The following is a 26,121-nucleotide window of genomic DNA, read 5'->3' on the forward strand; positions in this document are numbered from 1 at the left end:
GTGGCGTCAGCCGCCGAGCGACCAGGCACCCTGCTTGACGAGCACGTGGCCGCGCTGCGTGCTCAGGCGAATCCACGGGCCAGCCGCGAACTGCTGCACGGGGTCATCCCCCAGGAACCCGAGCGCCTCCGCTGCGAACGCGACACCCGCGGGAAGGTGGTCGTGGCCCTCGAGCGGGCGACCCCACACCTCCGAGCGCACACGGTGCACGATCTGCTCCCCCGTGTTCTCGGGAATCGTCGCAGCGACCTCCTCGATACCCGCACGAGCCGCAGCCGCGAGCGGGGCAGGGTCGAGCGACGTCATCCGCTGCCACCCCCCGCGGGGCGGCGAGATGCCCGCCCAGACGACGGTGTGCACGGCGGTCGGCACGCGCACGGCGACGGGACCCTCCTCGGCAGACGTGAGCGCAGCATCCACTCGCGCCTGCAGCGACGCGATCGGCACGACCGTGTCGAAGGAGCCTTCGAGGAGCGCGGTCGTGCGCAGTCCCAGCACGGTCGGGCCGCGATCGAGGAGGCCCTTAGGCGTGATGACCGCGACGTACATGGCCAGCACCCCCGAGTCGGCGATGAGGCGCACGGCCGCCGCGTCGTCGAGGCGCGCGGCACGCCCGAGCAGCACGGCGAGATCCTGTGCGGCGGCGGCAGTGGGGAGGGTGAACGAGTCGTTCATCGCTCTCTAGACTACGACGGATGACTGATGCGCCTCGCGACCCCGTCGCCGACCTCCTCTCCGCCCTCACGCTCACCGACACGGGGGCGCGCACGAGCGAGGACATCTTCACGGCGCCGAGCCTCTGGACCCCGCAACGGCGCGTGTTCGGCGGACAGGTCATGGCGCAGGCCGTGCTCTCGGCCATGCGCACCGTCGAGCCCGACCGGTTCATCCACTCCATGCACGGCTACTTCCTGCGGCCCGGCGACATCGACCAGCCGATCACGTTCTCGGTCGACCGCATCCATGACGGCCGCTCGTTCTCGACGCGTCGCACGCAGGCCTATCAGGACGGCCGCCCGATCCTGTCGATGATCGCGAGCTTCCAGGACGACGACCCCGGCCTCGAGCACCAGGCGGCCATGCCGATCGACGTGCCCTCCCCTGAGACCCTGCCGAGCGCCGCCGACATCCTCGGGGCGATCGATCACCCGGCCGCACAGTACTGGGCGAAGGGCCGCCCCTTCGACATGCGCCACGTCGATACGCCCGTGTACCTGCACGCGAGTGGCGACCAGGTGGCGCACCAGGCTGTCTGGCTCAAGTGCCTCGAGCGCCTCCCGGACGACGAGAACCTGCACCGCGCTGCCCTCGCCTACGCGAGCGACTACTCGATCCTCGAGCCGATCCTGCGCCGGCACGGCCTCGGCTGGTCGACCCCTGGCCTGAAGATGGCGAGCCTCGACCACGCCATGTGGTGGCACCGCTTCGCCCGTGTCGACGAGTGGCTGCTGTACGTGCAGGAATCCCCCAACGCGATCGGCGGGCGCGGCCTGTCGACGGGGCGCATCTTCACGCACGACGGGCTGCTCGTGGCCTCCGTCGCTCAGGAGGGAATGGTGCGCGTGCCGGAGTCGCGCGAGTAGCGCGCGCTCACGCCGTTGCTGCGCTCACTCTCGCCTCGAAGTCAGTCGCGGAAAGCGATCGGCGGCTCGACGCAGGGCTGCCAGGCCTCCCGCACCTCGTCGCCGAGTCGGCGGGGAGCGCCCGTCGCACTATCCACGAGCACGATCGTCGAGGCCGCGCGCGTGTAGAGGGTGCGGGGCTCCGCGACCGGAGGGCTGTAGATCTCGTAGCAGACCTCGAGGCTCGCACCCCCGAGCCTGCCGATCCACAGCTCCACGTCGAGCGGCTCGCGGTGGAACGGGATCGGCGCGAGGTACTCGATGCGCTGTGCCGCCACGAGCGTGATCGACGGCGAGCCCGGACCGGTCTCGAGCACCGCGGTGGGCGCGCCGCCCGCCGGGTCGCTCCAGAACGCCGCAATGCGCGCCTCCTCGAGCAGGGTGAGCATGCGCGCATTGTTGACGTGCTCGTAGGCGTCGAGGTCGCTCCAGCGCACCGGCACGGGCACATGCAGTCGCGTCACGAGGTTCTCCCTTCCAGGATGGTGCGGGCCGCCCTCAACCGCTCGAGGTCGTGCGGCAGCATCGCGGAGGCGTCCGCCCCCTCGACCACACGATCCGCCGCCGCGAGCAGGGCGACCCGCCGCTCGGGGTCCGTCGTGCGCCTCAGCAGTCGCCCGACGCAGTCGATGAGCCGCTCGCCCACCACCGGCTGAGTCGACGCGTAGACCCGCAGCGTGTCGATCGTGTCGACGACGAGGTCGATCCACGCGCGGCTCGACGCCCGCGTGCGCACCGTGCCGTCGTCGTCGACGAGCACCGGGTGCGGGTCCGGGCGAGCAGCGGTCGGTGCGAAGGCCGCACTGAGCGCGTCGATGGCGTTGAGCGCCGTGTACGGATCGTTGACCCCCGGGCTCAGCGATCGGGCCGCGACATCGATGAGCTGCCGTGCCAGGTGCTCCACATCCTGATACGGCGTGCGCTGGTCACCGATCGACACCCGGCCCACGGTCGCCCGGCACAGCTGCTCGAGCCGCTCCTCGGCCGTCGCCCGCTCGCGGTCAGCATCGTCGTGTTCGGCGTCGGCTTCCACGGTCACGAGGGCGATCACGTCGCCCCTGCAGACGAACGTCCCGGGGTGCACCAGCACATCCACTCGCCCCTCGTGGCGAGTCGCGGCCGACACCAGATCGTCGAGCGCGACGCTCGTCACGTATCCGTCCGCGTCGGCGAGCGCCTCGCGGGCGACGCTGCCGCTCGGCCACGAGTCCGCGGGCCGACGACGCGCATCCGCCGTCGCCGGATACTGGTCCGCGAGGCGACCCGCCAGCTCGCGGCGCACTCCCCCGGCGAGGTTGGCGATCTGGATGCCCGCACTGATGTGATGGATGAAGTAGATGAGCACGCACACGCCGACGAGGGCGAGGGCGAGACCCACCGTGACGGCGAGCTCCGGTACGAACGCCTCAGAGCCGGAGCGGATGCGCCGCAGCACCATGAGCGAGTACAGCGAGCTCGACACGAGCACGGCGAGCACGAGCTGGTTGCCGCGATCGGCCATGAAGTTCTGCACGAGGCGCGGGCCGTACGCCGAGGAGGTGAGCGCGAGCACGGCGATCGTGATCGAGAACATCGTGGCCGCGGCTGACAGCATCGAGGTCGCGATCGCGGCGAGGAGCCCCCGCGCACCGTCCGGGCCGACTCCGAGCAGCGGCAGCCATTCCCAGTCCGCCGACAGGTCGACCGCCACGAGCGCCTCGGCGAGCGCGAGGGCGAGCGCGATGAGGACGGCGGGGACGAACCAGAACGAGTCGCGGATGCGCGCGAGCCAGTAGGCGATGCGGTTCACGACTCCCCCTTCGATCGATCTGCCGGCCGACCCGGCGCCGGGTCAGTCGCGCGTGAGCTTGCGGTAGGTCGAGCGGTGCGGCTTCGCCGCGTCGGGGCCGAGTCGCTCGATCTTGTTCTCCTCGTACGCCTCGAAGTTGCCCTCGAACCAGTGCCAGTAGCTCGGGTTCTCCTCCGTGCCTTCGTACGCGAGGATGTGCGTCGCGATGCGGTCGAGGAACCACCGGTCGTGCGTGATGACCACCGCGCAGCCGGGGAACTCGAGGAGCGCGTTCTCGAGGCTGCCCAGCGTCTCGACGTCGAGGTCGTTCGTCGGCTCGTCGAGCAGCAGCAGGTTGCCACCCTGCTTGAGCGTGAGCGCGAGGTTCAGACGGTTGCGCTCACCGCCCGACAGCACGCCCGCCTTCTTCTGCTGGTCAGGGCCCTTGAAGCCGAACTGCGAGACATATGCTCGCGAGGGAATCTCCGTCTTGCCGACCTGGATGTAGTCGAGGCCGTCGCTCACGACCTCCCACAGGTTCTTGTTCGGGTCGATGCCGCCGCGACTCTGGTCGACATACGAGATGTCGACGGTGTCACCGATCTTGAGCGTGCCGCCATCGAGCTCCTCGAACCCGACGATCGTCTTGAACAGCGTCGTCTTGCCGACGCCGTTGGGCCCAATGATGCCGACGATGCCGTTGCGCGGGAGGGTGAAGGAGAGTCCATCGATGAGGATGCGCTCGCCGAAGCCCTTCTTCAGGTTCGACGCCTCGATGACCTGCGAGCCGAGGCGCGGCCCCACGGGGATCACGATCTCCTCGAAGTCGAGCTTGCGCGTCTTCTCCGCCTCCGCGGCCATCTCCTCGTAGCGGGCGAGGCGCGCCTTCGACTTCGCCTGCCGGCCCTTCGCGTTCGATCGCACCCAGTCGAGCTCGCCCGCGAGCCGCTTGGCGAGCTTCGCGTCCTTCTTGCCCTGCACCTCCAGGCGCGCGGCCTTCTTCTCGAGGTAGGTCGAGTAGTTGCCCTCGTACGGGTACAGGCGGCCGCGGTCCACCTCGGCGATCCACTCGGCGACGTGGTCGAGGAAGTACCGGTCGTGCGTGATGGCGATGACGGCGCCCGGGTACTTCTGCAGGTGCTGCTCGAGCCAGAGCACGCTCTCGGCGTCGAGGTGGTTGGTGGGCTCGTCGAGCAGGAGCAGATCGGGCTTCTCGAGCAGGAGCTTGCAGAGCGCGACGCGGCGCTTCTCACCACCGCTCAAGTGGGTGATCATCTCGTCTCCGGGCGGGCAGCGCAGAGCATCCATCGCCTGCTCCAGCTGGCTGTCGAGATCCCAGCCGTTCGCCGCGTCGATCTCCTCCTGCAGCGTGCCCATCTCGGCCATGAGGGCGTCGAAGTCGGCCTCGGGGTCGGCCATCGCGAGCGAGATCTCGTTGAAGCGGGCGAGCTTGTCGCTCAGCTCGCGCACGCCGTCCTGCACGTTCTCGAGCACCGTCTTCGACTCGTCGAGCTCGGGCTCCTGCATGAGGATGCCGACCGAGTAGCCGGGGCTCAGGCGCGCTTCGCCGTTCGACGGCTGGTCGAGACCGGCCATGATCTTGATGATCGTCGATTTGCCAGCACCGTTCGGGCCGACCATGCCGATCTTGGCGCCGGGGAAGAACGACATCGTGACGTCGTCGAGGATGAGCTTCTCCCCGACCGTCTTGCGGGCGCGGACCATGGTGTAGATGAATTCGGCCATGCCTACCAGTCTAGGGAGAGCGTGCGGCCCACCAGGCACCGCCCGGTGCTCAGGGCCGCCGCATCGTCGGCGACGGCAGCACCGTCGGCGACTTGGCCCAGCAGGCAGTCCTCGCCCACGCGCACCGCGACGAGGATCGAGTCGGCCTGCATGCCCGTGGGGGTCGTGTCGGCCGTCACCTCCATGGCGGCCCTGTCGAAGCCCGAGGAGACGAGCTCGTCGACGAGCTCGCGACTCGACGGCGACGCGTTCTGGGCGAGCAGGGCGTCGAGGCGCAAGGCGAAGTAGTCGAGGTTCTCGGCGGCGGTGCCGCCCTCCACGAACTCGGGAACCACCCCGGGCGTGACACGAGGCTGCTCGACCGGATCGACGGGAGCGTCGCTCGAGGGGGTGGGAATCGGGTCGCGTTCGGCGGCACAGCCGGCAAGGGCGAGGCCGCCGACGAGGATGCCCGCCGCGAGCGTCACGACTCGGAGGCTGCGCGGCGACGGGCGCGAGAGCATCCCGAACCTCCGTGATCTGCCTGCGGCGACGAGGCCGCGTCGCGACCCGAGGGCGAGTCTACGCAGGCCGCGTTCGGTAATCGAACACGCCCCACGGGCAACGGTTGCGAGCATCTCGCCGGCTGGAGCAGACTCATCTCAACGCAAGCGGTTGGTGATCGGGGGATCACCGGGGGACCGCGAACCGTGGCAGCGCTTCGGCCCGTTCGGGTCGGGCCCGAACCGCTGGGACAAGTGCTGGTGGCCTCTGATCTCTTCGGGTGAGATCAGAGGCCACCGCCTTCCTCAAGCTCAGTGGCGTCGAACCGAGTCGGCCTACACTCCCTCTCGGACAAGGGAGGTGAGCGGCGTGGGCGGTCTGACGATCCGCAACGCTCTCGGCGGCCCGTGGGCGTCGCACTGGCTCGTCTGGGTGAGCCTCTACCCGCCGACGACTCTGCTCGTCCTCCTGCGCGAGACCGTCACGCCCTTCCCGGAGTGGTGGTGGCCGCTCCTCTCGGCGACCGTGCAGCACCTCATGGTCGGCGTCGTCATCGCCCTCGGCGCGGCGCTCGGCCGTCGCCGGCACGCTGTGCTGCCGCTGGCCGTCGCGGGTTCCATCTGGGGCGTCGCGGCCATCGTTCGAGGCGTCATCGGAGGCGCGGTCGCGGGTAGCGTCGCCGGCGTCGACCCCGAGTACGTGTTCCGCATCGTCACCTGGGTCGTGGCGAGCGCGCTCTGGGTACCGGTGTTCGTCTACACGCTCGCGCAGTTCGATCGGCGGCGCCTGCTGCTCGGTTCGCTCGATGCGGCTCGACGCGAGCTCGAGAGTGCGCGAGACATGACCGCCGAGTCGGCCGACGACGTGCAGCGCAGGCTCCGGGAGTCGGTGCGGCAGACGCTGCAGCCCGTTCTCGACGACTTGCAGGGGAGCCTGTCGAACTCGCGCGACTCGCTGTCGCGTCGTCGGCTGGAAGAGTTGAGCGCTCAATTGAGGCGCGTGCACGATGAGGTCGCGGCGGTGGTCGACGCCGCGGGCAACGGCAGCGCCGAGAGAACAGACTCCGGCGAGCGGGCGTCGGTGCGGCGCGCCTTCGACGTGCGGCCGGGCAGGCCCGCGCTCACCGCCCTGCTCGTGACGGTCGCCACCATCACGCTCATCGTCCCCGATGCATGGCGCGTGTTCGGGCACCTCGCGGCCATCGAGGTCGTCATGGCGACCGTGGTCGCCGGCCTCTTCCTCGGCGTCGGGCCCGCCATCGCGCTGCGCACGGGTCATCGCGTCTCGGTCTTTCCGGGGCAGGCCGTGACCGTCGTCTCCCTCGTCTTCGCGCTCGGTGCCATGACACAGATCATGCTCGCGAGCGGGATCGATCCGATCACCTGGCACGGACTCCTCATCACCCCGCTCCTCGCCGTGTCGCTCATCCTCGCGAGCGTCGTGTTCGCCCTCGCCTCGGCGCTCTTCCGCATCAACGAGGAGGCGGGGCAGCTGATCTCCGAGACCCGCGCCACGATCGAGGCTCTCACGGCCGAGAACGATGAGGTTCGAGAGCGGGAAGGCCGACGCCTCGCCATCCTGATGCACGGCCCGATCCAGGGGCGGCTCGCTGCGTGCGTCATGGCGCTCAACTTCCACACGACTGCCGCGCCCGACCCGGCCGACGAAGACCGCGTCCCCGCGATGCTGGACTCGATACTGGCGCACCTCACCGATGTCTCTGCCGATCTCGTCGCGCTCGCATCGCTCGACGACCGCGCGGCAACCCCCGAACAGGGGTAGTTCTCCCTCCCTAGACGGGCCCCGTAGCGCCATCATGGCGCTTAGACTTGCGCGCATGGCTGACCCGGAGCCGACCGACATCGTCGTCCTCGTCGCGGACGACGACGCCCTCGTGCGATCGGTCCTGCGCATGGCGCTCGCCTCGCGGGGGCTCGCCGTGGTCGAGTCCTCCGACGTCGAGGAGACTCGCCGTGCAGCACAGGCGCAGGCTGTGCACCTGGCGGTGCTCGATATCAACATGCCGGGAGGCTCCGTGCTCGACGCGGTCGCAGCGCTGCGCGCCGCGCACGCGCACCTGCCGGTGCTCGTGCTGAGCGGCGACATGTCTCCCCCCGCAGAGTTGGACAACGCCGACTACGAGTTCGCGCGCAAGCCCATCGAACTCGACGACTTCCTGGAGCGTGTGGAGCGCCTCCTCGACCGCACGGGCAACGGCCCCCGCCCATGACCTCGCCGCTCCGCGACTACGCGACCCTCGCCGCCGTACTCGACAGCGCCATCGCGGACCTCGCCGACATCACGTTCGTCGTCGACATCGACGGCTCCGTCATTGCCGTCAACAAGGTGCTCCTGGCTCGGTCGGGCCTGTCCCGCGATCAGGCCGTCGGGCAGCACTTCCTCGACATCATCCACGGCGAGGATCGCGAGGTCACCGGCGAGCACTTGCACCGCGCGCTCAAGGGTCACGTCACGTCGTTCCGGGTCGTGAGAACGCTCGACGAGGAGACTCAGTACGTGTCGGACGTGACGCTGCACCCCGTGCGCGACGGCGACGAAGTAGTTGCCGTCCTCGGTACCGCCCGCGATGTCACGGAGGCCATCACCGTGGCTCGCGAGCGCGAGTCCGCTGAAGAGCTTCTGCAGATCGCCGGCCGCATGGCAGGGTTCGGAGGCTGGTCGATGGATGCGAATGACCGGGTTCTGCGACTCTCCGACGAAGCGCGCACGATTCTCGCGATCGCGCCCGACGCGGAGATCGTGCTCAGCGCGCTGCTCGACGCACAACCTTCTCGCACGCGTGACGAGCTGAGGGGAGCCATGCGCGAATGCCTAGAAGAAGGCCGGGGCTTCGATCTGCAGCTGAACATCGTGACGATCACCGGCTCGCAGGTCGTCGCGCGCATCCTCGGCCGACCAGAACGCGACCACACGGGGGCGGTCGCGCGCGCGCTCGGCGCCATCTGGGACGTGACCGAGGTCGAGGCGGAGAAGGCCAAGCTCGTGGAGTTGGAGGAGCGCTTGACGATCGCGCTCAACACCATCAGTGACGGCATCATGTTCCTCGACCGCGACTGGATATTCACGTTCGCCAACCCTCGAGCACTCGAGCTCACCGGGAAGTCGGAAGCTGAACTGCTCGGGAAGTCGTACTGGGAGGCCTTCCCCGAATCGGAAGGGTCCGAGTGGGAGCAGACATACCGTCGCGCCCTCGAGACGGGTGCTCGCCAACAGGTGAGATCGCTGGACGAGAACCGTGACACGTGGTTCGACATCACCGCGTATCCCACAGCGTCGGGGCTCGCACTGTACGTGCGCGATGTGACCGAGGACGAGCTCACACGCCAGCGCATGGTCGCGAACCAGCGCCGTCTTTCCGACCAAGCCAGATTGCTCGACGCCTCGCGGGACTCGATGATCGTCCGCGGACTAGATCACCGGGTCCAGTACTGGAATCGCGCCGCGACCGAGCTGTACGGGTGGGACGCTGGCGAGGCCATCGGGCAGCCGATCACCGCGCTCATCTTCGACGACACGACCGCTTTCGACAATGCCACCGCTGCGGTTCTGCGAGATGGCTTCTGGAGCGGAGCTCTCGAACAACGGGCCAGGGACGGCCGGTCGCTCGTTGTGGACAGTCGTTGGCAGCTCGTGCTGGACGAGAGCGGTGAGCCCTCTGCGATCTTCGCCGTCAACAGCGACATCACCGAGCAGCGGAAGGCGGAGGAGGCGCGCTTGCGGGCGCAGCGCATGGAGAGCCTCGGAACGCTCGCCGGAGGGATCGCACACGATCTCAACAACGTGCTCACGCCCATCCTCATGTCTGTGCAGCTGCTCGCCCAACGCACGAGCGACGTGAGCGAGCTGCAGATTCTGGGCGGTATCGAGGATTCGGTCAAGCGGGGTGCCGACATGATCCGCCAGGTGCTCTCCTTCGCGCGGGGAGTGGAGGGTCGTCGCATTCGCGTCTCGGTGGGCGACCTACTCGACGATCTCGCCCTGTACGCGCGTGACGCGCTTCCCGACCGCATCTCCGTCACGATCGAGCGCGGTGACATCGACGCGGACACGATGGGGGACCCGACGCAGCTTCTGCAGGTACTCATCAACCTCGTCACGAACGCCAGGGACGCGATGACCGGCACCGGTCGTCTGCGCATCGGAGCACGCCGCGCGGCCGTTGACGAGCGCTACACCTCGGTCAGCCACACCGCCGAACCTGGCGACTACGTCACGATCGAGATCGAGGACGATGGTCACGGAATGCCTCCCGCAGTCGTCGAAAAGGTCTTCGAGCCGTTCTTCACCACGAAGGGGGCAGGTCGGGGCACAGGACTGGGACTCGCCAACTCTCTCGCCATCGTCCGCAGCCACGGGGGCTTCATGCAGGCGTACAGCGAGGAGGGCAAGGGCAGCAAGTTCCTCGTGGCGCTCCCCATCGTCGACACGGCCCAGGACGCGGTCGAGCGCGCCGCGCGCGTTGATGAGCTCACACCCCACGGTTCGGGTGAGCTCGTGCTCGTCATCGACGATGAACCGATGATTCTGCAGGTGACAGCACAGACGCTCGAGTCGCATGGATACCGGGTGCTGACCGCCCGCAACGGCCGCGAGGCCCTCGACATCGTCGACAGGAACGACCAGGACATCGAGCTCGTGCTCACCGACATGATGATGCCCGTCATGGACGGCGCCGCGACGAGCGCGTACCTCGAGCAGCATCACCCGCAGATTCCGATCGTCGCCATGAGCGGGCTCAATTCGAACGGCTCCGTGTCGCGTACGGTCGGCATGGGCATCACCCGATTCCTGCCGAAGCCCTTCACGACGAGCCTGCTCTTGACGACCGTGGCTGACACGTTGCGCGGAGTGCCCTTCGACCACGAACTGGAGGACGAGTCGTGAACGAATCCGGTGTTCGGGCGTTGCGGGTGGTCGTCGCCGACGACGACCCCTTCACCCTGTCCCTCGTCACGGGAGGGCTCGAAGCACAAGGTTTCGACGTGACCTCAGCGACGAGCGCTGAGGAAGCACTCAACGCGGTCGCACGCGTCGACCCTCACGCGCTCGTGAGCGACCTCAACTTCGGGACGGGTCGGACGGGTGCCGCGCTCCTCGATCGCGTCGCCGACGACTTCCCCTGGATCGGTCTCGTCGTGCTGACATCCCACCGCTCGCCCGAGCTGGCGGTGCCCGATCCCGAGCTCATCCCGGCGGGTGTCGTCTACCTCGTGAAATCGCAGCTGAGCCGCGTCGACGAGCTCGCCGATGCGGTGCACCGCGCGATCAGCGGCCAGATCGACGCCGACGTGGTTCGCGATGACGACGACGTGCCCACTGTGACCGCCGCGCAGGCGGAGGTGCTGCGGATGCTCGCCGAAGGTGCGTCGACGCGCGCCCTCGCCGAGCACCGGGGAACGACGGTTCGCGCGGTCGAGACGATGCTGAACCGCCTCTTCCTCGCCCTCGGCCTCGACACGGGCGAGAACGCGAGCCCCCGGGTCGCCGCCGTCACCCTGTGGCAGCGCGGAGGCATCCGCGTGCGACGGGCGGGCGACTGAGCCGAGGGCCTAGCACCAGTGAAGTGCTAGAACGGGGTCGCGGCAAGCGATTCGTCCCGGTTCTGGTCCGCCGTCTCCTCGGCCGGCGCGGTGTCGTCCTCGGTGGGTCCCTGGGAGGTCCCCTCGCTCGTCTCCGATGCGTCGTCACGGGCCGTGCTCTTCGCGATGACGCTGCGCGTGAAGGTCGCGCGGCCCCACGTCAGGTCGTGCCCGATCGCCTCGGCGTCGATCTCGATCGACGTGCCCGACTTCTCGTCGGTCTCCCAGTCGCGGATGCGCACGCGACCGGTCACGAGCACGCGCTGCCCCTTCTCGAGCGAGGTCGCGATGTGCGTGCCGAGCTGACGGAAGGCGGTGACGGTGTACCAGTTGGTGTCCCCGTCGATCCACGCGTTCTGGCCGCGGTCGAAGCGGCGCTGATTCGAGGCGAGGCGGAAGCTCGTGATCGTGAGCCCCTCGCTCGTGACGATGTGACGCGGGTTCGTCGCGACGAGCCCCGTGAGAGTGATGGTGTCGGTCATGGTGTCCTCCGGTCGTGAGTGGATGGGCGAGGCGCCGGACGGTTCGTGCCGGAAGAGCGCCCGGCGTCTCGTACGGGAGAGTGTGCTCGCCGATCGCGGAGAGCCGAGACGAGACTCAGGCATCGGGGATGGCGGCGTCTACCCCCTCAGTGGGGAGGAGCCGACGGTTCCCACCGGGGAACCGCACGCCCTAGGCTGGGAGTATGCCGAGTTATCATCGGCCTCGATCGACAGGGGGCGACCAGGAGGCAGAACGCGAGTCGACGTGGTCTCCGACGCCCGAATTGCTGCGTTCCATCTTGGAGTCATCGCCCCACCTGATCTTCGTCCTTGCCTCGGATTGGCGCGTGACCTACGCCAACGCCGCAGCGCTGCGCCACGCCGGCCTCACCCCCGAGGAGCTCTCGCGCGAGAGCGTCTGGAATCTCTTCCCTGCCCTCGCCGCCCCAGCGTTTCGCGAACCGCATGAGCGCGCCATGGTGGACCGCACGCACGCCGTCGTCGTCGAGTACATCGAGGAGCACCAGCGCTGGCTGGAGAGCTCGATCCAGCCGCTCGAGAGCGGCCTCGCCGTGCAGCTGCGCGACGTGACGCGCGAGGTGCTCAGCCAGCAGCGCCTGCACTCGAACATCGGTGGCCGGCAGGGCCAGAATGCGCTCCTCGACGCCATCAACGATGCGATCATCGTGCTCGACGGCGACGGAACGGTGAGGTACTGGAATCGCGGCGCTGAAGCGCTATACGCGCGTGGTCGCCGAGAGGCCATCGGCGCGCGCATCGAGACGATCCTGACGATCGACGATCCTGAGCAGGAGACCAGCGCCGTTGCCGAGCTCATGAGAGCCGGGACGTGGCGCGGTGAGATCGCCCAGCACTCCCACGACGGCCGAGCCATCGTCACCGACTGCCGCTGGCAGCTCCTCGACGACGACGAGCAGCCCGGCGAGATTCTCTGCATCCACACCGACATCACTCCCGTGGTCTCGGAGCGCGCGGCCCGAGAGGCGGAGGTGCGCGAGCACGAGAAGGACGTGCACTCCCTCACCAAGCTCGTACGCGAGCGAGCAGCACTGCTCGACGTCTCGCGCGATGCCATGATCGTACGAGATCTCAATCACACCATCCGGTACTGGAACCGCGGCGCCGAGAACCTCTACGGCTGGACCGCAGACGAGGCCGTCGGCCGCTCGGCGCGGTCGCTGCTGTATCGCGACACGCGCGAATTCGACCAGAGTTGCGCTGCCGTGCTGCGCGACGGTTACTGGTCGGACGAGATACGAGAGCGCACGCGTGACAATCGCATCATCATCGGCGATGCCCGCTGGCATCTGCTGCGCGACGACGACAATCGCCCCGTCGCCATCTTCGCCGTCACGTCGGACGTCACGGACTACCGGCGCATCGAGGACATGCGCGAGCGCGCGCAACGCATGGAGAGCCTCGGCACTCTCGCCGGCGGCATCGCCCACGACCTCAACAACGTGCTCACACCGCTCCTCCTCGCTACCCAGGTGCTGCTCGCCGACGACCGCAGCGACCGCGATCGGGAGATGCTGACCACCATCGAGAAGAGCGCACGGCGAGGCGCCACGATGATCCGTCAGATGCTGACGTTCGCCCGTGGAGTGGATGTCGAGCGTGCGCCCATCGACCTCGCCGATCTGCTCGCCGAGGCGCACCGATTCGCGCGCGACACCCTGCCGGACTCGGTCGACATACTCGTGCGGCACGAGGCGCGCCACGGCACGCTCGGCAGCACCACCCACCTCATGCAGGTGGTGCAGAACCTCATCCTCAACGCCCGCGACGCCATGCCCGACGGCGGCACCTTGACGCTCGCCACGCACAGCGGCTCGCCTCACGAGCCGCCCGAGCACGACCCCCTGCCGCATGCGGTGCTCGAGAAGGACCACGTGGCGCTCTCCATCATCGACACCGGGGTCGGAATGAGGGCCGACGTCATCGAACGACTGTGGGAGCCCTTCTTCACGACCAAACCGCTCGGCGAGGGCACGGGCCTGGGCCTGCCGACGTCCGCCGCGATCATCGAGAGCCATGACGGCCGCATCTCCGTGCGGAGCCAGCCGGGGGCGGGTACTCGATTCGATGTCGTCCTCCCCGCCGCCCAGCTCGCGCCAGCACCTCCGGGGCGCGGGGACGACACCCCGCCGGGAGAGGGTGAGACCATCTTGCTCGTCGACGATGAGCCCCTCATCCTCGCCACCACAGCGGAGGCGCTGCGCGCCCACGACTACCACGTGCTGACCACGGACGACGGTCACGAGGCGTTGCGCATGCTCCACGAAGAGGGCGAGAGCATCGACCTGATCCTGACCGACATGATGATGCCCGTCATGGACGGGGCCTCCCTCGCGGCCCACGTCGCCGCGTCGCCCCACGACATTCCTGTGCTGGCGGCGAGCGGGCTCACCGCGGGAGCCGAGCTCATGCCGAGCGCCACGAGCGGCATCACCGCGTTCCTCGCCAAGCCCTACACCGTGCCGACGCTGCTCGGTGCCGTGCGACTCGCGCTCGACGGCACCGCGTAACGACCCGCGAACTCGACGCCTCGTGCCTAGTGCTCCGTGAAGTCGGGTCGCTCAGCACCCGGCCCCAGCGCGGCGTGCAGCGCGCGCTTGGCGACGTCGAGCGATTCGTACGGCCCGCGCCGGGCATCCTCACCGGGCAGTGACACGTAGAAATCGCCACCGCTGCGCTGAACGGAGCCGACGGCTCCCGCGGGGCCGTGCGCGGCCCACGTCTGGTCGATCTCGATCGGTGTGCTCATGGTGCGCTCCCTTCGGTCGATGGACGCCTCGTGGTGCGAGATACGAAAATACGCCTGAAGGCGGGCGCCTGTCGAGGGCGCCGAGGAGTCTCTCAGCGCGCCTTCACGTACGGCGCGTAGGCCTTGCGCACCTTGTTGACCTTCGGCAGGGCGACGGCGAGGCAGTACCCCTGGCCGGGGTTCTTCGCGAAGAAGTCCTGGTGGTAGTCCTCGGCGATGATGTAGCGGCCGAGCGGCGAGATCTCCGTCACGATGCCGCCATCCCAGATCTCGGATGCGCGGTCGCGGGCCGCCTCGAACAGCACCTTCTGCTCCTCATCGGCGTAGAACATCGCCGAGCGGTACTGCGTGCCCACATCGTTGCCCTGCCGGTTCAACTGGCGAGGGTCGTGGAGCGTGAAGAAGATGTCGAGGATGACGTCGGCGGGCACGACATCGGGGTCGAAGGTCACGGCAACAGCCTCGGCGTGCCCCGTCGAGCCCGTGCAGACGAGTTCGTAGGTGGGGTTCTCGACGTGACCGCCCGTGTAGCCCGAGACGACGTCGGAGACGCCCTCGATCGTGCGGTAGACGGCGTCGAGGCACCAGAAGCAGCCTCCGGCGAGGTGGAATGTGCGCATGGGGCGAGTGTACGACCGTCGCCCGTGCACGGGCCGAGCGCTCCCCGGTCGTACGCTGGACGCATGCCCACCGAACACACGCCGTACGCCGCCGCCGATGACCGCTACGACCAGCTCGAGTACGCCCGCGTCGGGCGCAGCGGCCTGAAGCTTCCGCGCGTCTCGCTGGGGCTGTGGAACAACTTCGGCGACGACAAGCCGATCGAGACGCAGCGCGCGATCCTGCGCCGCGCCTTCGACCGCGGCGTGACGCACTTCGACCTCGCCAACAACTACGGCCCGCCCGCCGGCAGCGCGGAGAGCAACTTCGGCCGCATCTTGGCCGAAGACTTCCTGCCGTACCGCGACGAGCTCGTCATCTCGTCCAAGGCCGGCTACTTCATGTGGGAGGGGCCCTACGGCGAGTGGGGCTCGCGCAAGTACCTGCTGAACTCCCTCGACGCGAGCCTCAGCCGCCTCGGCCTCGACCATGTGGACATCTTCTACTCGCACCGCCCCGACCCTGACACCCCGCTCGAGGAGACCATGGGGGCGCTCGCCACCGCGGTCACGAGCGGCAAGGCGCTCTACGTCGGCATCTCGAACTACGACGCTGATCAGACGCGCGAGGCGCACCGCATTCTCGGCGAGCTCGGCATCCCGCTCCTCATCCATCAGCCCCGCTACAACATGTTCGACCGGCGCATGGAGGACGGGCTCCTGGATGCTCTGGCCGATCTCGACCTGGGCAGCATCGTGTTCTCCCCCCTCGCGCAGGGCCTGCTCACCAACCGATACCTCGACGGCATTCCCGCCGACTCGCGTGCCGCCGAGGGTCGCTGGATCTCGAGCGACACCATCGACGACACGTATCTCGAGCGCGCACGGGCCCTCAACGCGATCGCGGAGGCCCGTGGGCAGTCGCTCGCGCAGATGTCCCTGCTGTGGGTGCTGCGGCATGCCCAGGTGACGAGCGCGCTCATCGGCGCGAGCAGCGTGCGCCAGCTGGACGACAGTCTCGACGCGCTCCACGGCGACGCGCTGACCGATGACGAGATCGCGGCGATCGAGCCGCACGCCGTGCACGGCACCGGTACCCGGTAGCCCGACGGTGGGATACGTCTACGCGCTGCTCGCGGCAGTGCTGTTCGGCGCGAACGGCAGCGTCACGAAGCTCATCATGGAGGCGGGTCTCACCCCCGCGCAGGTGACGCAGTTCCGCCTCGTGGGCGCCGCGCTCATCGCCGGCGCTGTGCTGCTCGCGATCGACCGTCGCGCCTTCCGCATGCCGCGCCGGCAGTGGCCGATCATGATCGTCCTGGGCGTCGTCGGGGTCGCCTTCCTGCAGGGAACCTACGCAGCCGCCGTGCAGCTGCTGCCGGTCGGCATCGCTCTGCTGCTCGAGTACCTGGCGGTGCTCCTCGTCGCCCTCGTGGCGTTCTTCTTCTTCCATGAGAAGGTCAAGGCGCGGCTGTGGGCCGCGATCGGCCTGGTGCTCGTGGGGCTTGCCGTGGTCGCCCAGGTGTGGGCGAGCACGCTCAACGCGCTCGGCGTGCTCTTCGGCCTCGCGGCCGCGATCTGCCTCGCCACCTACTTCCTCGTGGGCGAGAAGCAGGTCGTGCGCACCTCGCCGCTCGCCGTGTCGTTCTGGACGATGTCGTTCGCCGCGATCTTCTGGGCGTTCGTGAGCGGCTGGTGGCAGCTCGACCCGACGGTGTTCACGGCTCACGTGGACCTCGGCGGCCAGGGTGCGGAGCTTCTCGTACCGATGTGGCTGCCGCTCGCCTGGAACGTCGCGCTCGGGTCGTTCGCCCCCTTCATGCTGAGCCTCGCCTCGCTGCGGTACCTGACGGCGACAGCGGCGGGCGTCGTCGCCTCCTCAGAAGTGGTCTTCGCCTTCGCCGTCGCATGGGTGTGGCTCGGCGAGACCCTCGGGCTCGTGCAGATCGTCGGCGCCGCGGTCGTGCTCGCGGGGATCATCCTCGCTCAGACGGCCCGCAGCACGAAGACGGTCGTCGACGCCGATCTGGCCCTCAATACGGGGCCGATCACGACCGTCGACGTATCCCCTCGCTGACCTTTCGTCAGCTCGGGGCTCGCCACGACCCCCGTTCGGGGGTACAGTGCAGGGCATGACATGGGGGAACGACGTCGTCCAATGGTGGGCCTCTGACGAGGGCTGGCGCGTGCTCACGGGCGCGGTAATCCCCGCGCTCGCGATCCTGGTCGCCGGGGTGGTCGCCGCGCTCATCGCGCGCGGCTCCACGAAGCGCCTGCTGAAGCACCATGATCGGGATGCCCTGACCAGCGCCGTCGGAGCGTTCGTGCTCGCGGGACGCACCGCGGCCGAGTGGCACGACCACAGCGACACCGAGCGCCGACACGTCGACGAACTCATCTCGGAGGCCGAGACGCGCCTGCGCCTCCTGCCCATACCCGGCGCGGCTCTCGCCGCGAACTGGGCGACCCACCAGCTCGAGTCAATGAAGGGGCACTCCTCGGGCTTCCGGTTCCAGGCCCAGCAGACCCTCGGCGACTATCGGGATGCGCTCATCGCCTGGTCGCAGAAACCGCGCACAGCCAAGAAGCTCTTCGGCGCCGACCTCGAGCGGTGGCGATACGAGACCGATGAGACGGCGGAGCCGCCCGCCGAGGAACCCGCGACCCCGGCATCGATCGAGACAGCGCGGGAAGCCTCGCCCGTGACGAGCTCGGCCGCCGCATCAGAGCTGCCCGAACCGCCCGCCACGACAGGCCCCGTGCGCGACCCCGCCCTCGCGGCAGCGCTCGCTGCGGCGCCCCCGCCGAGCACCCGCACGGCAGCGAGCCCCGCGATCGTCGACGACGCGGAAGACGCCCCGCGGCCGATGGCCGCCTCGGTCGTGCGGGAGCGCATCGACTCGACCGACCACGACTGACGATTGGTCCAGCGCCCCCGGCAGGAGTCGAACCTGCGACCAAGAGATGAGAAGGCACCGCGAGATCCACTCCGCGCGCCCCCGGCAGGAGTCGAACCTGCGACCAAGAGATGAGAAGGCACCGCGAGATCCACTCCGCGCGCCCCCGGCAGGAGTCGAACCTGCGACCAAGAGATTAGAAGGCTCCTGCTCTATCCGCTGAGCTACGGGGGCATCCAGCTCCCCCAGGATACTGGTCGAGTAGCGCCACTGGCCGAGCCGCGCATCGATTACGTAGCCTCGGGGGATGACCTACGCTCACTGGACCCGCGTCTCGGAGTGGCCTCTCGCGGCCGCCGCCCTCGTCTTCTTCGGCATCTACGCCTGGCTCGTGATCGGCGAGCCTCCTACCGCGCTGGAGATCACCATCGAGGTTGTTCTCGTGATCATCTGGGCAATGTTCGTTGTGGATTACGTGGCGCGCCTCGTGCTGACCACGAACCGGCTGCAGTGGTTCGTGCGTCACCTGCATCTGCTGGCGATCGTGATCCTGCCGTTCTTCCGCCCGTTGTACCTCATTCGCCTCGTGAGCCTCGTGGGGCTGCTGAGCAAGGCGAGCGCGTTCCGCGGCCAGGTGACGATGTACTTGGTGACCGCGTCGAGCATGCTCATCCTCATCGCGTCGGTCGCGATCCTCGATGTGGAGCAGGATGCTCCCGGGGCGCTCATCACGTCGTTCGGCGACGCCATCTGGTGGGCGTTCGTGACGATCACGACGGTCGGCTACGGCGACCTGTACCCGGTGACCACGGCGGGGCGACTGGTGGCCGCGGGGCTCATGGTGGCGGGCATCGCGCTGCTGGGCTCGGTGACGGCGACGTTCGCCTCGTGGTTCGTCGAGCGCGTCGCGGCGCCCGCGACCGCGGCGCCCGCGACCTCGGAGCCGGCGACCGCGGCAGTGACGCGTGGCGACGAGCACGACCAGGAGGCCGGGAACGCACCTCAGTCGGCGGCGGAGGCGAGCGCGGCGAGCAGCCGCGGCAGCGGGGGAACGCCCTCGGCCTGAACGACGACGGCGCCCCCGTCGTCCAGGACGACGACGGTGGGGGTGCGGGTGACACCGCGCGCTGCGGCGCGCTCGAGGTGGTGGGCCACGTCGAGCTCGTCCCACTGCAGGCTCGGCACGAGCCGCGCAGCCTCGGCGACGACCTCACGGGCCCGATGGCAGGGCTCGCAGAAGGCTGAGGTGTAGAGCTCGAGGCGCATGCGTGAAGCCTAGAGGCGGAGCATCCGTGCCCCCTGATCGCCGCGGGCAACGCGAACGGCCGGACCTTCGCGTTCCGGCCAACGCCGGGTGAATTCTGCGTGACGTCTGCCCCACGGTCGCGCGCGCGTCGCTGCATGTTCACCGTCGCGGGCGAGACTCCTGCAATGGCACGGTGGGGGAATTATCGCGCGCTCGGCGACTCGGTGAGCACGATGCGCCGCGACGCGAGCGACCTCACCTTCGATTCCCCGACCTGGTCGTGGACCGATCGGGTCGCCCTCGCCGTCGAGAGCGTCGCCCGGCTGCGCGGGGAGGCTGCGCAGGGATGCTCGCTCGCGAGCCCCGGCGCGACCGTCGAGCAGCTCGTGCACGACCAGGTGCCGCGCGCGCTCGAGGCGGGCGCCGACCTCGTGACGATCCTCATCGGCACGTCGGAGCTGCTCGACGGCTCCGCGCGGCCGGCCGCGCTCGCCCGTCGTCTGGAGTCGGGCGTGCGCACGCTCACCGCGGCAGGCGTGGACGTCGTGCTCGCGACGTGCCTCAACCCGCCGACGGCGATCGTGCCCAGACGGCGGCGCGTGCGCACGGCCGAGTTCACGGCAGAGCTGTGGTCGATCGCCCGCACGCACGACGCCTCGGTCGTGGATGCCTGGTCGTTGCGCGATGCGCGCCTGCGCCCGCTCGGCACGGGTGATCGCGTGCATCTCGGCGAGGAGGGCCACCGCCAGCTGGGCACGCGGGCCGTGCACGTCCTGGGGCTGCCGTTCGTCGAGCTGGGCGGCCGCCCTCGAGCGTCGGCGGCAGGCGGCTAGACTGCCGGAGTGAGTGCCGCCACTGATCGTCTCGTCTGGATCGACTGCGAGATGACGGGGCTCGACCTCGCCGTGGACGACCTCATCGAGGTCGCCGTGGTCATCACGAACTACGACCTCGAGCCCGTGCACGAGGGCTTCTCGATCGTCATCGCCCCCACCGAGCGGGGGATGGCGAACATGAGCGACTTCGTGCGCGACATGCACGCCTCCAGCGGGCTGCTCGACGAGCTGCCGCAGGGCGTGCCGCTCGAGGATGCTCAGGCGCAGATCATGGCCTACCTCACCGAGCACGTTCCGACCGCCGGGCAGTCTCCCCTCGCGGGCAACACGATCGGCACCGACCGCGCCTTCCTCGCGCGCTCTCTGCCGCAGGTCGACGCCCATCTGCACTACCGCAGCGTCGACGTCTCCTCCATCAAGGAGCTCGTGCGCCGGTGGTTCCCCCGCATCTACTTCAACGCGCCCGCGAAGGATGGCGGGCACCGGGCGATGGCCGACATTCTCGAGTCGATTCGCGAGCTCGACTACTACCGCAGGGCGGGGTTCGTCGCCGAGCCGGGGCCCAGCTCTGACGACGCTCAGGCGGTCGCGGCCGACATCGTGCAGAAGTGGGAGCCCCGGCTGTAATACACTGGGGCGGCAGCGTGCGCGAGCACGGTGACGCGGTGGGTATAGCTCAGCTGGTAGAGCGCCTCGTTGTGGTCGAGGAGGCCGCGGGTTCAAGCCCCGTTACTCACCCCACTGGCCGATCGGGTTCGGGTTCTTCCCGGGCCCGATCGGCGTCTCTGGAGCACCCTCGTGCGGCGCCACCCCCGCGTCCTCCCCGCATGTTCAGTCGCCTGCGCGACACTAGGAGCGTGACTCCCCCCGCCGGCACCTCCTCGTCCGTGGCCGAGAGGCTCGACGAGCAGACCCTGCACGCCTCGCAGGTGCCGTGGTCGACGGTCATCTGGAACGACCCGGTGAACCTCATGAGCTATGTCTCGTGGGTGTTCCGCCGCCACTTCGGCATGACGCGACAGGACGCCGAGCGGGCGATGCTCGCCGTGCACCACGACGGTCGCGCGACGGTCGCGGAGGGGAATCGTGAGGCGATGGAGCGCCACGTGGAGGCGATGCACGAGTACGGACTGTGGGCAACCGTCGAGAAGGCTCCGCGATGAGGGGCTTCCAGGCGACGGAGGCGGGCTGGCAGGCGATCCTCGAGCCGGAGGAGGCGCGCATCCTGCTCTCGCTGAGCCGTCAGCTGCAGTCGCTGCTCGCCGACAGCCTCGAACCGGATGCCCTCGCCGACGGCGCTGTGCGTCGCCTGCTGCCCAATGCCTACCGCGATGATGCCGAGGCCGCCGAGGAGTGGCGCCGCTTGAGTCGGCGCGGCCTCGTCGAGCGCAAGGTCGCGCACGCTGCGACCCTGAGCCGGGCTCTCGCGGCCCCTGCCGTCGCCTCGGAGCCGACGACGATCACGCTCGACGCCGACGACGCCCTCGACTGAGTGCGGGCCGTGGGCGACCTGCGGCTCGTGATCGCCGACCGCATCGGCATCGTCGTCGACGGCGACGATGGCATGTCGGCGGAACCGGGGCTGCGAGAGCTGTACGACTGGCTCGCGTGGATTCAAGACGACCTGGTGCGCGTGTTCGAGTCGGGCGAGAGCGGTGCCGACGGTGTCGAGTGAGCCTGCCGAGCTCGACCTCGACGAGGCCGCGTTCGAGCGGCTCGTCGTGGAGGAGCTCGACGCGCTGCCCGACGAGATGGTGGACGGGCTCGACAACGTCATCTTCGTGACCGAGGCGAGGCCCGAGGACGGCTCCCTCGACCTGCTGGGGCTGTACGAGGGGGTCGCGCTCACCGACCGCGGCCAGTACGGCTTCGGTGAGCTGCCCGACCGCATCATCCTCTACCGGGAGCCGCTGCTCGCCGCGGCCGAAGGGGACCTCGAGGAGCTGCACGAGCAGATCCACATCACTCTCGTGCACGAGATCGCCCACTTCTACGGGATCGACGACGACGAGCTGCACCGGCTGGGCTGGGCATGAGCAGAGGTGCGCGTCGGGCGCGGGCGATCGTGAGCGGCGTCGTCGCCGTCCTGATCGTCGGCGGCGCTGCCTACGCGGCGGCCGCGCTGCTCAGCCCGCTACCGGCGCTCGAGGTGCAGCCGCGCGACCTCGACACGAGCGCGGTGGGCGCCTCACTCGACCAGCTCGTGCTGCCGGAGGCCGGCGCGACGGCCGTCTCCCTGCCCTCGGGCGAGCCGATTCTCGCCGGCACGCAGGAGCCTCGCCCCATGGCGGGCGTCGCCAAGCTCGTGCTCGCGCACGTCGCCCTCGACGCGGAGCCTCTCGAGGCGGGGCGCACGGGCGAGACGGTGCAGATCGATGCGGCGACCGCATCCCGCTACCGGGAGCTCACGACGGCGCGCGCGCGCACCGTGCCCGTGGTGCAGGGTCAGGTCTGGACGCGCCGCGATCTGCTCGCGGCGACCGTCATCGGTTCGGGCAACAACATCGCCGAGCTGCTCATGCTCGAGGTCTTCGGCGGCCTCGACGCCTACACGGCGGCGGCCTCGACGTGGCTCGACTCGGTCGGGCTCGCCGACACCGCGGTCGTCGACGCGACGGGGCTGGACTCGGGCAACATCTCGACCGCGCGCGACCTCGCGCTACTCGCTCAGCTCACTCTCGCCCACCCGGCGCTCGGCGAGCTCATGACCGACCGGCCGCGCACGGCGACCGCGGGCGCCTCGTGGGGCGACGAGGCCGCGTACGTGGTCGATACCGGCGCGATCGGCCTCGCCCGCACCTACACGGATGCGGCCGGAGTCGTGCTGCTCCTGGCCGTGCCCGTCGTGGCCGCCGGCGCGGGAGGCGAGTCGGCCACTCCCGTCGCCCTCGCACTGCTCGGCCAGCCGGGCTACGCGCAGGCCGAGGTCGCGGTGCGCGCACTCATCGCCTCCCTCGCCGACGTCGTCGCACCCACCACCATCGTGGAGGCCGGTGCGACGGTCGGCGAGCTGCGGGCGGCGTGGGGGCCGAGCGCGAGCATCCTCGCCCGCGACGCGATCACGGTCACCCAGCTGGACGCCGCCACGTTCGAGGTGCGCCTGAACGTTCCCGAGCGCCAGACGGTGCTCGAGGGCACCACGATCGGGCAGCTCGTCGTGACGACTCCCGACGGCGAGCAGGTGTCGAACCTCGTCGCCGGTGCCACAATCGCGCAGCCGGGGGTCGCCTGGCGCTTCGCCGACCCCGCGACGGTCATCGGCCGCTGGACGGACTGAGCCGCCCGCTCAGCCCGGCACGTGCTCGTCGGCGGTGCCGCGCGGGTCGTGGAGGTGCGCGTGCCAGTCCTCCTGGCGCGCCCACCGCTGCCAGTTGCGGGCGAAAGCCTCGCCGTCCCGCGCGATCGCCCGGCGTCGCCGCTCGGCATCGTCTGGCAGCTCGATCCAGAGGGCGTAGTCGGCGAGCGCGCGCGCGGCCGGGCTAATGGCACCGCACCCCTCGATCACGAGGGGCCGCCGCGGGTCGAGGTCGTACCAGGTGCCGGGTCGGGCATCCGGCCAGTTCCACGACCTCCAGCGGGGCGGGCGCCCCTCCGCGATCGCCCGCAGCACGTGGTGGAGCACGTGCGCCTCCGCCGCCTCGAGGCCGTCCCATCCCGGGTAGACATCGTCGAGGCTCAGCAGCTGCGCACCGGTCGACCGCGCGAGCTCGGTCGCGAAAGTTGTCTTGCCCGAGCCCGAGCGCCCGTCGACGAGCGTCAGGCGCCCTCGGGAAGGGTCAGCGGAGAACACCCGTGAAGCTTCCCGTGAGCACGGCGGCGAGCAGCGCGATGCTCGAGACGAGCATCCCGATCACCACCACGACGGTGTCGAGCGTCGTCCACGGCGCGGGCCGCGTCCACGTGCGAGCGACGGGGGCCCCGAATCCGCGCGCCTCGAGGCCGATCGCGAGGGCCGAACCGCGCCGCAGCGACAGCACGAGGAGGCCGAGCAGGATGCCGGCGAAACGACGGATGCGCCCGCGGTCGCCCACACCGCGCGCCCGCCGCGCCCGCTCGAGCGTCGCCGCGTCGCCGCGCAGCAGCGTCACGAGGCGCAGCGCCGCGACCGCGCCGAGCACGAAGCGTGCCGGCAGGCGCAGGGTCTGCCCGAGCGCATCGCCGAGCCGCGTCGCGTCGGGTCGCGAGAACAGCGCGATCGCGGGCAGGCCGATCGCGAGCACGCGCAGGAGGGTCGCGAGGGCGAGCTCGATCGATCCGTCGCTGATGCGCACGAGCAGGAACTCGACGTGCACCTCGCCGGAGGGGCGACCGTAGAGCACGATCGTGAGCGCCGTGAAGGGCGCCGCGATGAGGATGGGGATGCTGCGCAGCGCGAGCGTGCGCAGCGGCACGCCGAGCAGCGGCAGCAGCAGCAGTTGCAGCGCGAGTGCCGTGGCCGCCGAGACCGGGTCGATCGAGACGACGAGCAGCAGGGCGGGGATGAGTGAGGCGGCGAGCGCCGCGACCGGGTTGATGCGGTCGACGGGGGGTCGGCGGGCTGCCGTCGTCGAGGCGGGCTGCCCGGGCGCCGCACCGTCGACGCTGGTCTCAGCGGGTTCGGCGGCGGGCAGCCGCACCTCGCGCGCGCCGAGCGCGGCGACGAGTGCGCGGTCGTGCGTCGCCATGACGACCGCTCCTCCGGCGTCGCGGTGCGCGGCGAGCAGGGCGGCGAGCTCGGCCCACGTGCGGGAGTCCTGCCCGAAGCTGGGCTCGTCGAGCAGCAGGATCGGCGGCGCGGTCGCGAGCGCGGTCGCGACCGAGAGTCGGCGCTGCTCGCCGCCGCTGAGCGTGAACGGGCTCGCGGCGGCACGCGCGGTGAGCCGCAGCTGCTCGAGGAGCGCAGTAGAGCGATCCGCGATGCGCGCGGGATCCTCGCCGGTGACCCGCGGCCCCACCGCGAGCTCCTCGCGCACGGTGGCGGCGACGAACTGGTGCTCAGGGTTCTGGAACACCACTCCGAGTCGCTCGACGAGCTCGCGTGAGCTCCACAACGCGGGATCCCCGTGATCCGCCACGTGCGATGCCCCTTCTGCCGCGGGCAGCAGCCCGGCGAGGGCGAGCAGCAGCGTGCTCTTGCCCGAACCGTTGGGCCCCGTCAGCGCGACCACCTCGCCCGCGCGCACCTCCAGATCGATGTCCCGGGCGAAGACCGTGCCGCCGGGGCGTCGCAGGGCGAGCCCGCGCGCCGACAGCAGCGTCGCCCCCGGCGCCTCGGGAGCGGGGGCGGGATGCTCGGGCTCCTGCCCGGGCACCCACACTCCCCCGGCCGCGAGGTCGGCGCCGCGAACCTGCAGCACCTCCTCGATCGGGCCGTCGGCGACGACGCGGCCCTCCTCGAGCACGATGACCCGGTCGACGAGCGGAGCCCACACGTCGACGCGGTGCTCGACGACGACGAGCGTCATCGAGCGCTCCTCGGTGAGCGCGGCCACGGCCGCCGCCACCTCGCGCACCCCGGCGGGGTCGAGCTGCGCCGTCGGCTCGTCGAGCAGCAGGGCGCCGGGCCGCATCGCGAGCACGCCCGCGAGCGCGAGCCGCTGCTTCTGGCCGCCCGAGAGCTGCGTCGTGTCGTGGTCGGCCCTGAGGTGCTCGAGACCGACGGCGTTCAGGGCCTCCGGCACACGCTGGGCGATGTGCTCGAGCGGCACGCCGAGGTTCTCCGGGCCGAAGGCGACATCGTCTCCCGCACGCGCGAGCACGAGCTGAGCATCCGGATCCTGCAGCAGCAGGCCGGTGCGCCCGCGCACCGTGCTCACGGCCGCCCCGTCGACCGTGAGCGCGCCGCTCTGCAGCCCCTCGTCGTCACCGCCGAGCACCCCGGCCCAGGCCTGCAGCAGCGTCGACTTGCCGCTGCCGGAGGCACCCAGCAGCAGCACGCGCTCGCCGGGCGCGATGCTCAGCTCGATGCCCTCGAGCACGGGTTCGGCGCGGCCCGCAGGAGTCCAGCTCCAGTCGTGCGCGGCGAGCGATGCGGCGCCCGGGTTCGACCCGAGCGCAGCATCCGGCGTCATCGGG

At 70.1% G+C, this 26,121-nt stretch carries 26 protein-coding genes, 2 tRNA genes and 1 pseudogene; 17 read left to right on the forward strand and 12 right to left on the reverse strand.

Annotated elements, in window-relative coordinates; translation table 11 throughout:
- Positions 1–6: 6 nt before the first annotated feature.
- Positions 7–675 (reverse strand): DUF8185 domain-containing protein, encoded by a 669-nt coding sequence (locus tag IE160_RS08610; protein WP_191150816.1) that lies wholly within the window; start codon positions 673–675, stop codon positions 7–9.
- A 20-nt stretch (positions 676–695) separates the two neighbouring features.
- On the opposite strand from IE160_RS08610, the gene IE160_RS08615 reads away from it, so the two are divergent.
- A complete protein-coding gene (locus IE160_RS08615) occupies positions 696–1,583 on the forward strand; it encodes an acyl-CoA thioesterase (RefSeq protein ID WP_191150817.1) in 888 nt (295 codons plus the stop codon).
- Positions 1,584–1,624: 41 nt separating this feature from the next.
- Here the strand turns inward: IE160_RS08615 and IE160_RS08620 are convergent, their stop codons facing one another.
- From IE160_RS08620 to IE160_RS08635, 4 genes are read right to left on the reverse strand one after another with little or no spacing between them, the layout of a single operon-like run.
- Positions 1,625–2,086, reverse strand: coding sequence for an acyl-CoA thioesterase (locus tag IE160_RS08620; protein ID WP_191150818.1), 462 nt, complete (start codon positions 2,084–2,086; stop codon positions 1,625–1,627).
- The gene (locus IE160_RS08625) at positions 2,083–3,411 is read right to left on the reverse strand and encodes a DUF2254 domain-containing protein (RefSeq protein WP_191150819.1); all 1,329 of its coding nucleotides are present in this window, start codon (positions 3,409–3,411) and stop codon (positions 2,083–2,085) included. Before IE160_RS08625 ends, IE160_RS08620 begins: the two co-directional genes overlap by 4 nt.
- Before the next feature lie 42 nt (positions 3,412–3,453).
- The gene (gene ettA, locus IE160_RS08630) at positions 3,454–5,136 is read right to left on the reverse strand and encodes an energy-dependent translational throttle protein EttA (RefSeq protein WP_179872226.1); all 1,683 of its coding nucleotides are present in this window, start codon (positions 5,134–5,136) and stop codon (positions 3,454–3,456) included.
- A 2-nt stretch (positions 5,137–5,138) separates the two neighbouring features.
- Positions 5,139–5,603 carry a DUF6993 domain-containing protein gene (locus IE160_RS08635; protein ID WP_191150820.1) on the reverse strand — a complete coding sequence of 155 codons (465 nt, stop codon included), beginning with the start codon at positions 5,601–5,603 and terminating at the stop codon, positions 5,139–5,141.
- A 385-nt stretch (positions 5,604–5,988) separates the two neighbouring features.
- Here IE160_RS08635 and IE160_RS08640 point away from each other — a divergent pair, with 385 nt between their 5' ends.
- The 4 genes from IE160_RS08640 to IE160_RS08655 are packed head-to-tail and all read left to right on the forward strand — an operon-like array spanning position 5,989 to position 11,180.
- Positions 5,989–7,401, forward strand: coding sequence for a hypothetical protein (locus IE160_RS08640; RefSeq protein WP_191150821.1), 1,413 nt, complete (start codon positions 5,989–5,991; stop codon positions 7,399–7,401).
- 55 nt (positions 7,402–7,456) lie between these two features.
- Positions 7,457–7,849, forward strand: a complete 393-nt coding sequence (locus tag IE160_RS08645) for a response regulator (protein ID WP_191150822.1) — start codon at positions 7,457–7,459, stop codon at positions 7,847–7,849.
- A complete protein-coding gene (locus IE160_RS08650) occupies positions 7,846–10,524 on the forward strand; it encodes a hybrid sensor histidine kinase/response regulator (RefSeq protein ID WP_191150823.1) in 2,679 nt (892 codons plus the stop codon). Before IE160_RS08645 ends, IE160_RS08650 begins: the two co-directional genes overlap by 4 nt.
- Entirely contained in the window at positions 10,521–11,180 is a 660-nt protein-coding gene (locus IE160_RS08655) for a response regulator (RefSeq protein ID WP_191150824.1), read from the forward strand. The genes IE160_RS08650 and IE160_RS08655 overlap by 4 nt, the downstream gene beginning before the upstream one ends.
- Before the next feature lie 26 nt (positions 11,181–11,206).
- On the opposite strand, the gene ssb is transcribed toward IE160_RS08655, so the two are convergent.
- A complete protein-coding gene (gene ssb / locus IE160_RS08660) occupies positions 11,207–11,701 on the reverse strand; it encodes a single-stranded DNA-binding protein (protein WP_191150825.1) in 495 nt (164 codons plus the stop codon).
- Positions 11,702–11,904: 203 nt separating this feature from the next.
- Here ssb and IE160_RS08665 point away from each other — a divergent pair, with 203 nt between their 5' ends.
- Positions 11,905–14,250, forward strand: coding sequence for a PAS domain-containing hybrid sensor histidine kinase/response regulator (locus IE160_RS08665; protein WP_224744420.1), 2,346 nt, complete (start codon positions 11,905–11,907; stop codon positions 14,248–14,250).
- A gap of 26 nt (positions 14,251–14,276) precedes the next feature.
- Here the strand turns inward: IE160_RS08665 and IE160_RS08670 are convergent, their stop codons facing one another.
- Positions 14,277–14,489 carry a methyltransferase gene (locus IE160_RS08670; protein ID WP_191150827.1) on the reverse strand — a complete coding sequence of 71 codons (213 nt, stop codon included), beginning with the start codon at positions 14,487–14,489 and terminating at the stop codon, positions 14,277–14,279.
- Positions 14,490–14,581: 92 nt separating this feature from the next.
- Positions 14,582–15,109, reverse strand: coding sequence for a peptide-methionine (S)-S-oxide reductase MsrA (gene msrA, locus IE160_RS08675; protein ID WP_191150828.1), 528 nt, complete (start codon positions 15,107–15,109; stop codon positions 14,582–14,584).
- Positions 15,110–15,172: 63 nt separating this feature from the next.
- Here msrA and IE160_RS08680 point away from each other — a divergent pair, with 63 nt between their 5' ends.
- From IE160_RS08680 to IE160_RS08690, 3 genes are read left to right on the forward strand one after another with little or no spacing between them, the layout of a single operon-like run.
- Positions 15,173–16,192, forward strand: a complete 1,020-nt coding sequence (locus tag IE160_RS08680; RefSeq protein WP_191150829.1) for an aldo/keto reductase — start codon at positions 15,173–15,175, stop codon at positions 16,190–16,192.
- On the forward strand, positions 16,137–17,165 hold the full coding sequence (locus IE160_RS08685) for an EamA family transporter (RefSeq protein WP_191150830.1): 1,029 nt from the start codon (positions 16,137–16,139) through the stop codon (positions 17,163–17,165). Before IE160_RS08680 ends, IE160_RS08685 begins: the two co-directional genes overlap by 56 nt.
- 55 nt (positions 17,166–17,220) lie before the next feature.
- The gene (locus IE160_RS08690; RefSeq protein WP_191150831.1) at positions 17,221–18,006 is read left to right on the forward strand and encodes a hypothetical protein; all 786 of its coding nucleotides are present in this window, start codon (positions 17,221–17,223) and stop codon (positions 18,004–18,006) included.
- Between the two features lie 140 nt (positions 18,007–18,146).
- Here the strand turns inward: IE160_RS08690 and IE160_RS08695 are convergent.
- A tRNA-Arg gene (locus IE160_RS08695) sits at positions 18,147–18,219 on the reverse strand.
- 73 nt (positions 18,220–18,292) lie between these two features.
- Here IE160_RS08695 and IE160_RS08700 point away from each other — a divergent pair.
- Positions 18,293–19,051 carry a potassium channel family protein gene (locus tag IE160_RS08700; RefSeq protein WP_191150832.1) on the forward strand — a complete coding sequence of 253 codons (759 nt, stop codon included), beginning with the start codon at positions 18,293–18,295 and terminating at the stop codon, positions 19,049–19,051.
- On the opposite strand, the gene IE160_RS08705 is transcribed toward IE160_RS08700, so the two are convergent.
- Positions 18,988–19,251, reverse strand: coding sequence for a thioredoxin family protein (locus IE160_RS08705; RefSeq protein WP_191150833.1), 264 nt, complete (start codon positions 19,249–19,251; stop codon positions 18,988–18,990). The two genes, IE160_RS08700 and IE160_RS08705, sit on opposite strands and share 64 nt — an antisense overlap.
- Positions 19,252–19,416: 165 nt before the next feature.
- On the opposite strand from IE160_RS08705, the gene IE160_RS08710 reads away from it, so the two are divergent.
- The 7 genes and pseudogenes from IE160_RS08710 (at position 19,417) to IE160_RS08740 (ending at position 23,344) form a co-directional block, all read left to right on the forward strand.
- Positions 19,417–20,064, forward strand: a complete 648-nt coding sequence (locus tag IE160_RS08710; protein ID WP_191150834.1) for a GDSL-type esterase/lipase family protein — start codon at positions 19,417–19,419, stop codon at positions 20,062–20,064.
- Positions 20,065–20,073: 9 nt separating this feature from the next.
- Positions 20,074–20,694: an oligoribonuclease gene (gene orn, locus IE160_RS08715; RefSeq protein WP_191150835.1), complete on the forward strand. Its 621-nt coding sequence runs from the start codon at positions 20,074–20,076 to the stop codon at positions 20,692–20,694.
- A 38-nt stretch (positions 20,695–20,732) separates the two neighbouring features.
- Positions 20,733–20,808: transfer RNA gene (locus IE160_RS08720), tRNA-His, on the forward strand.
- An 86-nt stretch (positions 20,809–20,894) separates the two neighbouring features.
- A complete protein-coding gene (gene clpS / locus IE160_RS08725) occupies positions 20,895–21,230 on the forward strand; it encodes an ATP-dependent Clp protease adapter ClpS (protein WP_179872241.1) in 336 nt (111 codons plus the stop codon).
- Positions 21,227–21,742: pseudogene (locus IE160_RS12570) on the forward strand (DUF2017 family protein). Before clpS ends, IE160_RS12570 begins: the two are co-directional and overlap by 4 nt.
- A complete protein-coding gene (locus tag IE160_RS08735) occupies positions 21,732–22,103 on the forward strand; it encodes a metallopeptidase family protein (protein ID WP_224744421.1) in 372 nt (123 codons plus the stop codon). The pseudogene IE160_RS12570 and the gene IE160_RS08735 overlap by 11 nt, the downstream one beginning before the upstream one ends.
- Entirely contained in the window at positions 22,100–23,344 is a 1,245-nt protein-coding gene (locus IE160_RS08740; RefSeq protein ID WP_191150838.1) for a D-alanyl-D-alanine carboxypeptidase family protein, read from the forward strand. The genes IE160_RS08735 and IE160_RS08740 overlap by 4 nt, the downstream gene beginning before the upstream one ends.
- A gap of 9 nt (positions 23,345–23,353) precedes the next feature.
- Here IE160_RS08740 and IE160_RS08745 read toward each other — a convergent pair whose 3' ends face one another.
- Both IE160_RS08745 and IE160_RS08750 read right to left on the reverse strand, forming a co-directional pair.
- A complete protein-coding gene (locus IE160_RS08745; RefSeq protein WP_191150839.1) occupies positions 23,354–23,857 on the reverse strand; it encodes a nucleoside/nucleotide kinase family protein in 504 nt (167 codons plus the stop codon).
- A complete protein-coding gene (locus IE160_RS08750) occupies positions 23,844–26,117 on the reverse strand; it encodes an ATP-binding cassette domain-containing protein (protein WP_191150840.1) in 2,274 nt (757 codons plus the stop codon). Before IE160_RS08750 ends, IE160_RS08745 begins: the two co-directional genes overlap by 14 nt.
- Positions 26,118–26,121 lie beyond the last annotated feature (4 nt).

The organism is Chryseoglobus sp. 28M-23, assembly GCF_014789785.1.
Lineage (GTDB): Bacteria > Actinomycetota > Actinomycetes > Actinomycetales > Microbacteriaceae > Microcella > Microcella indica.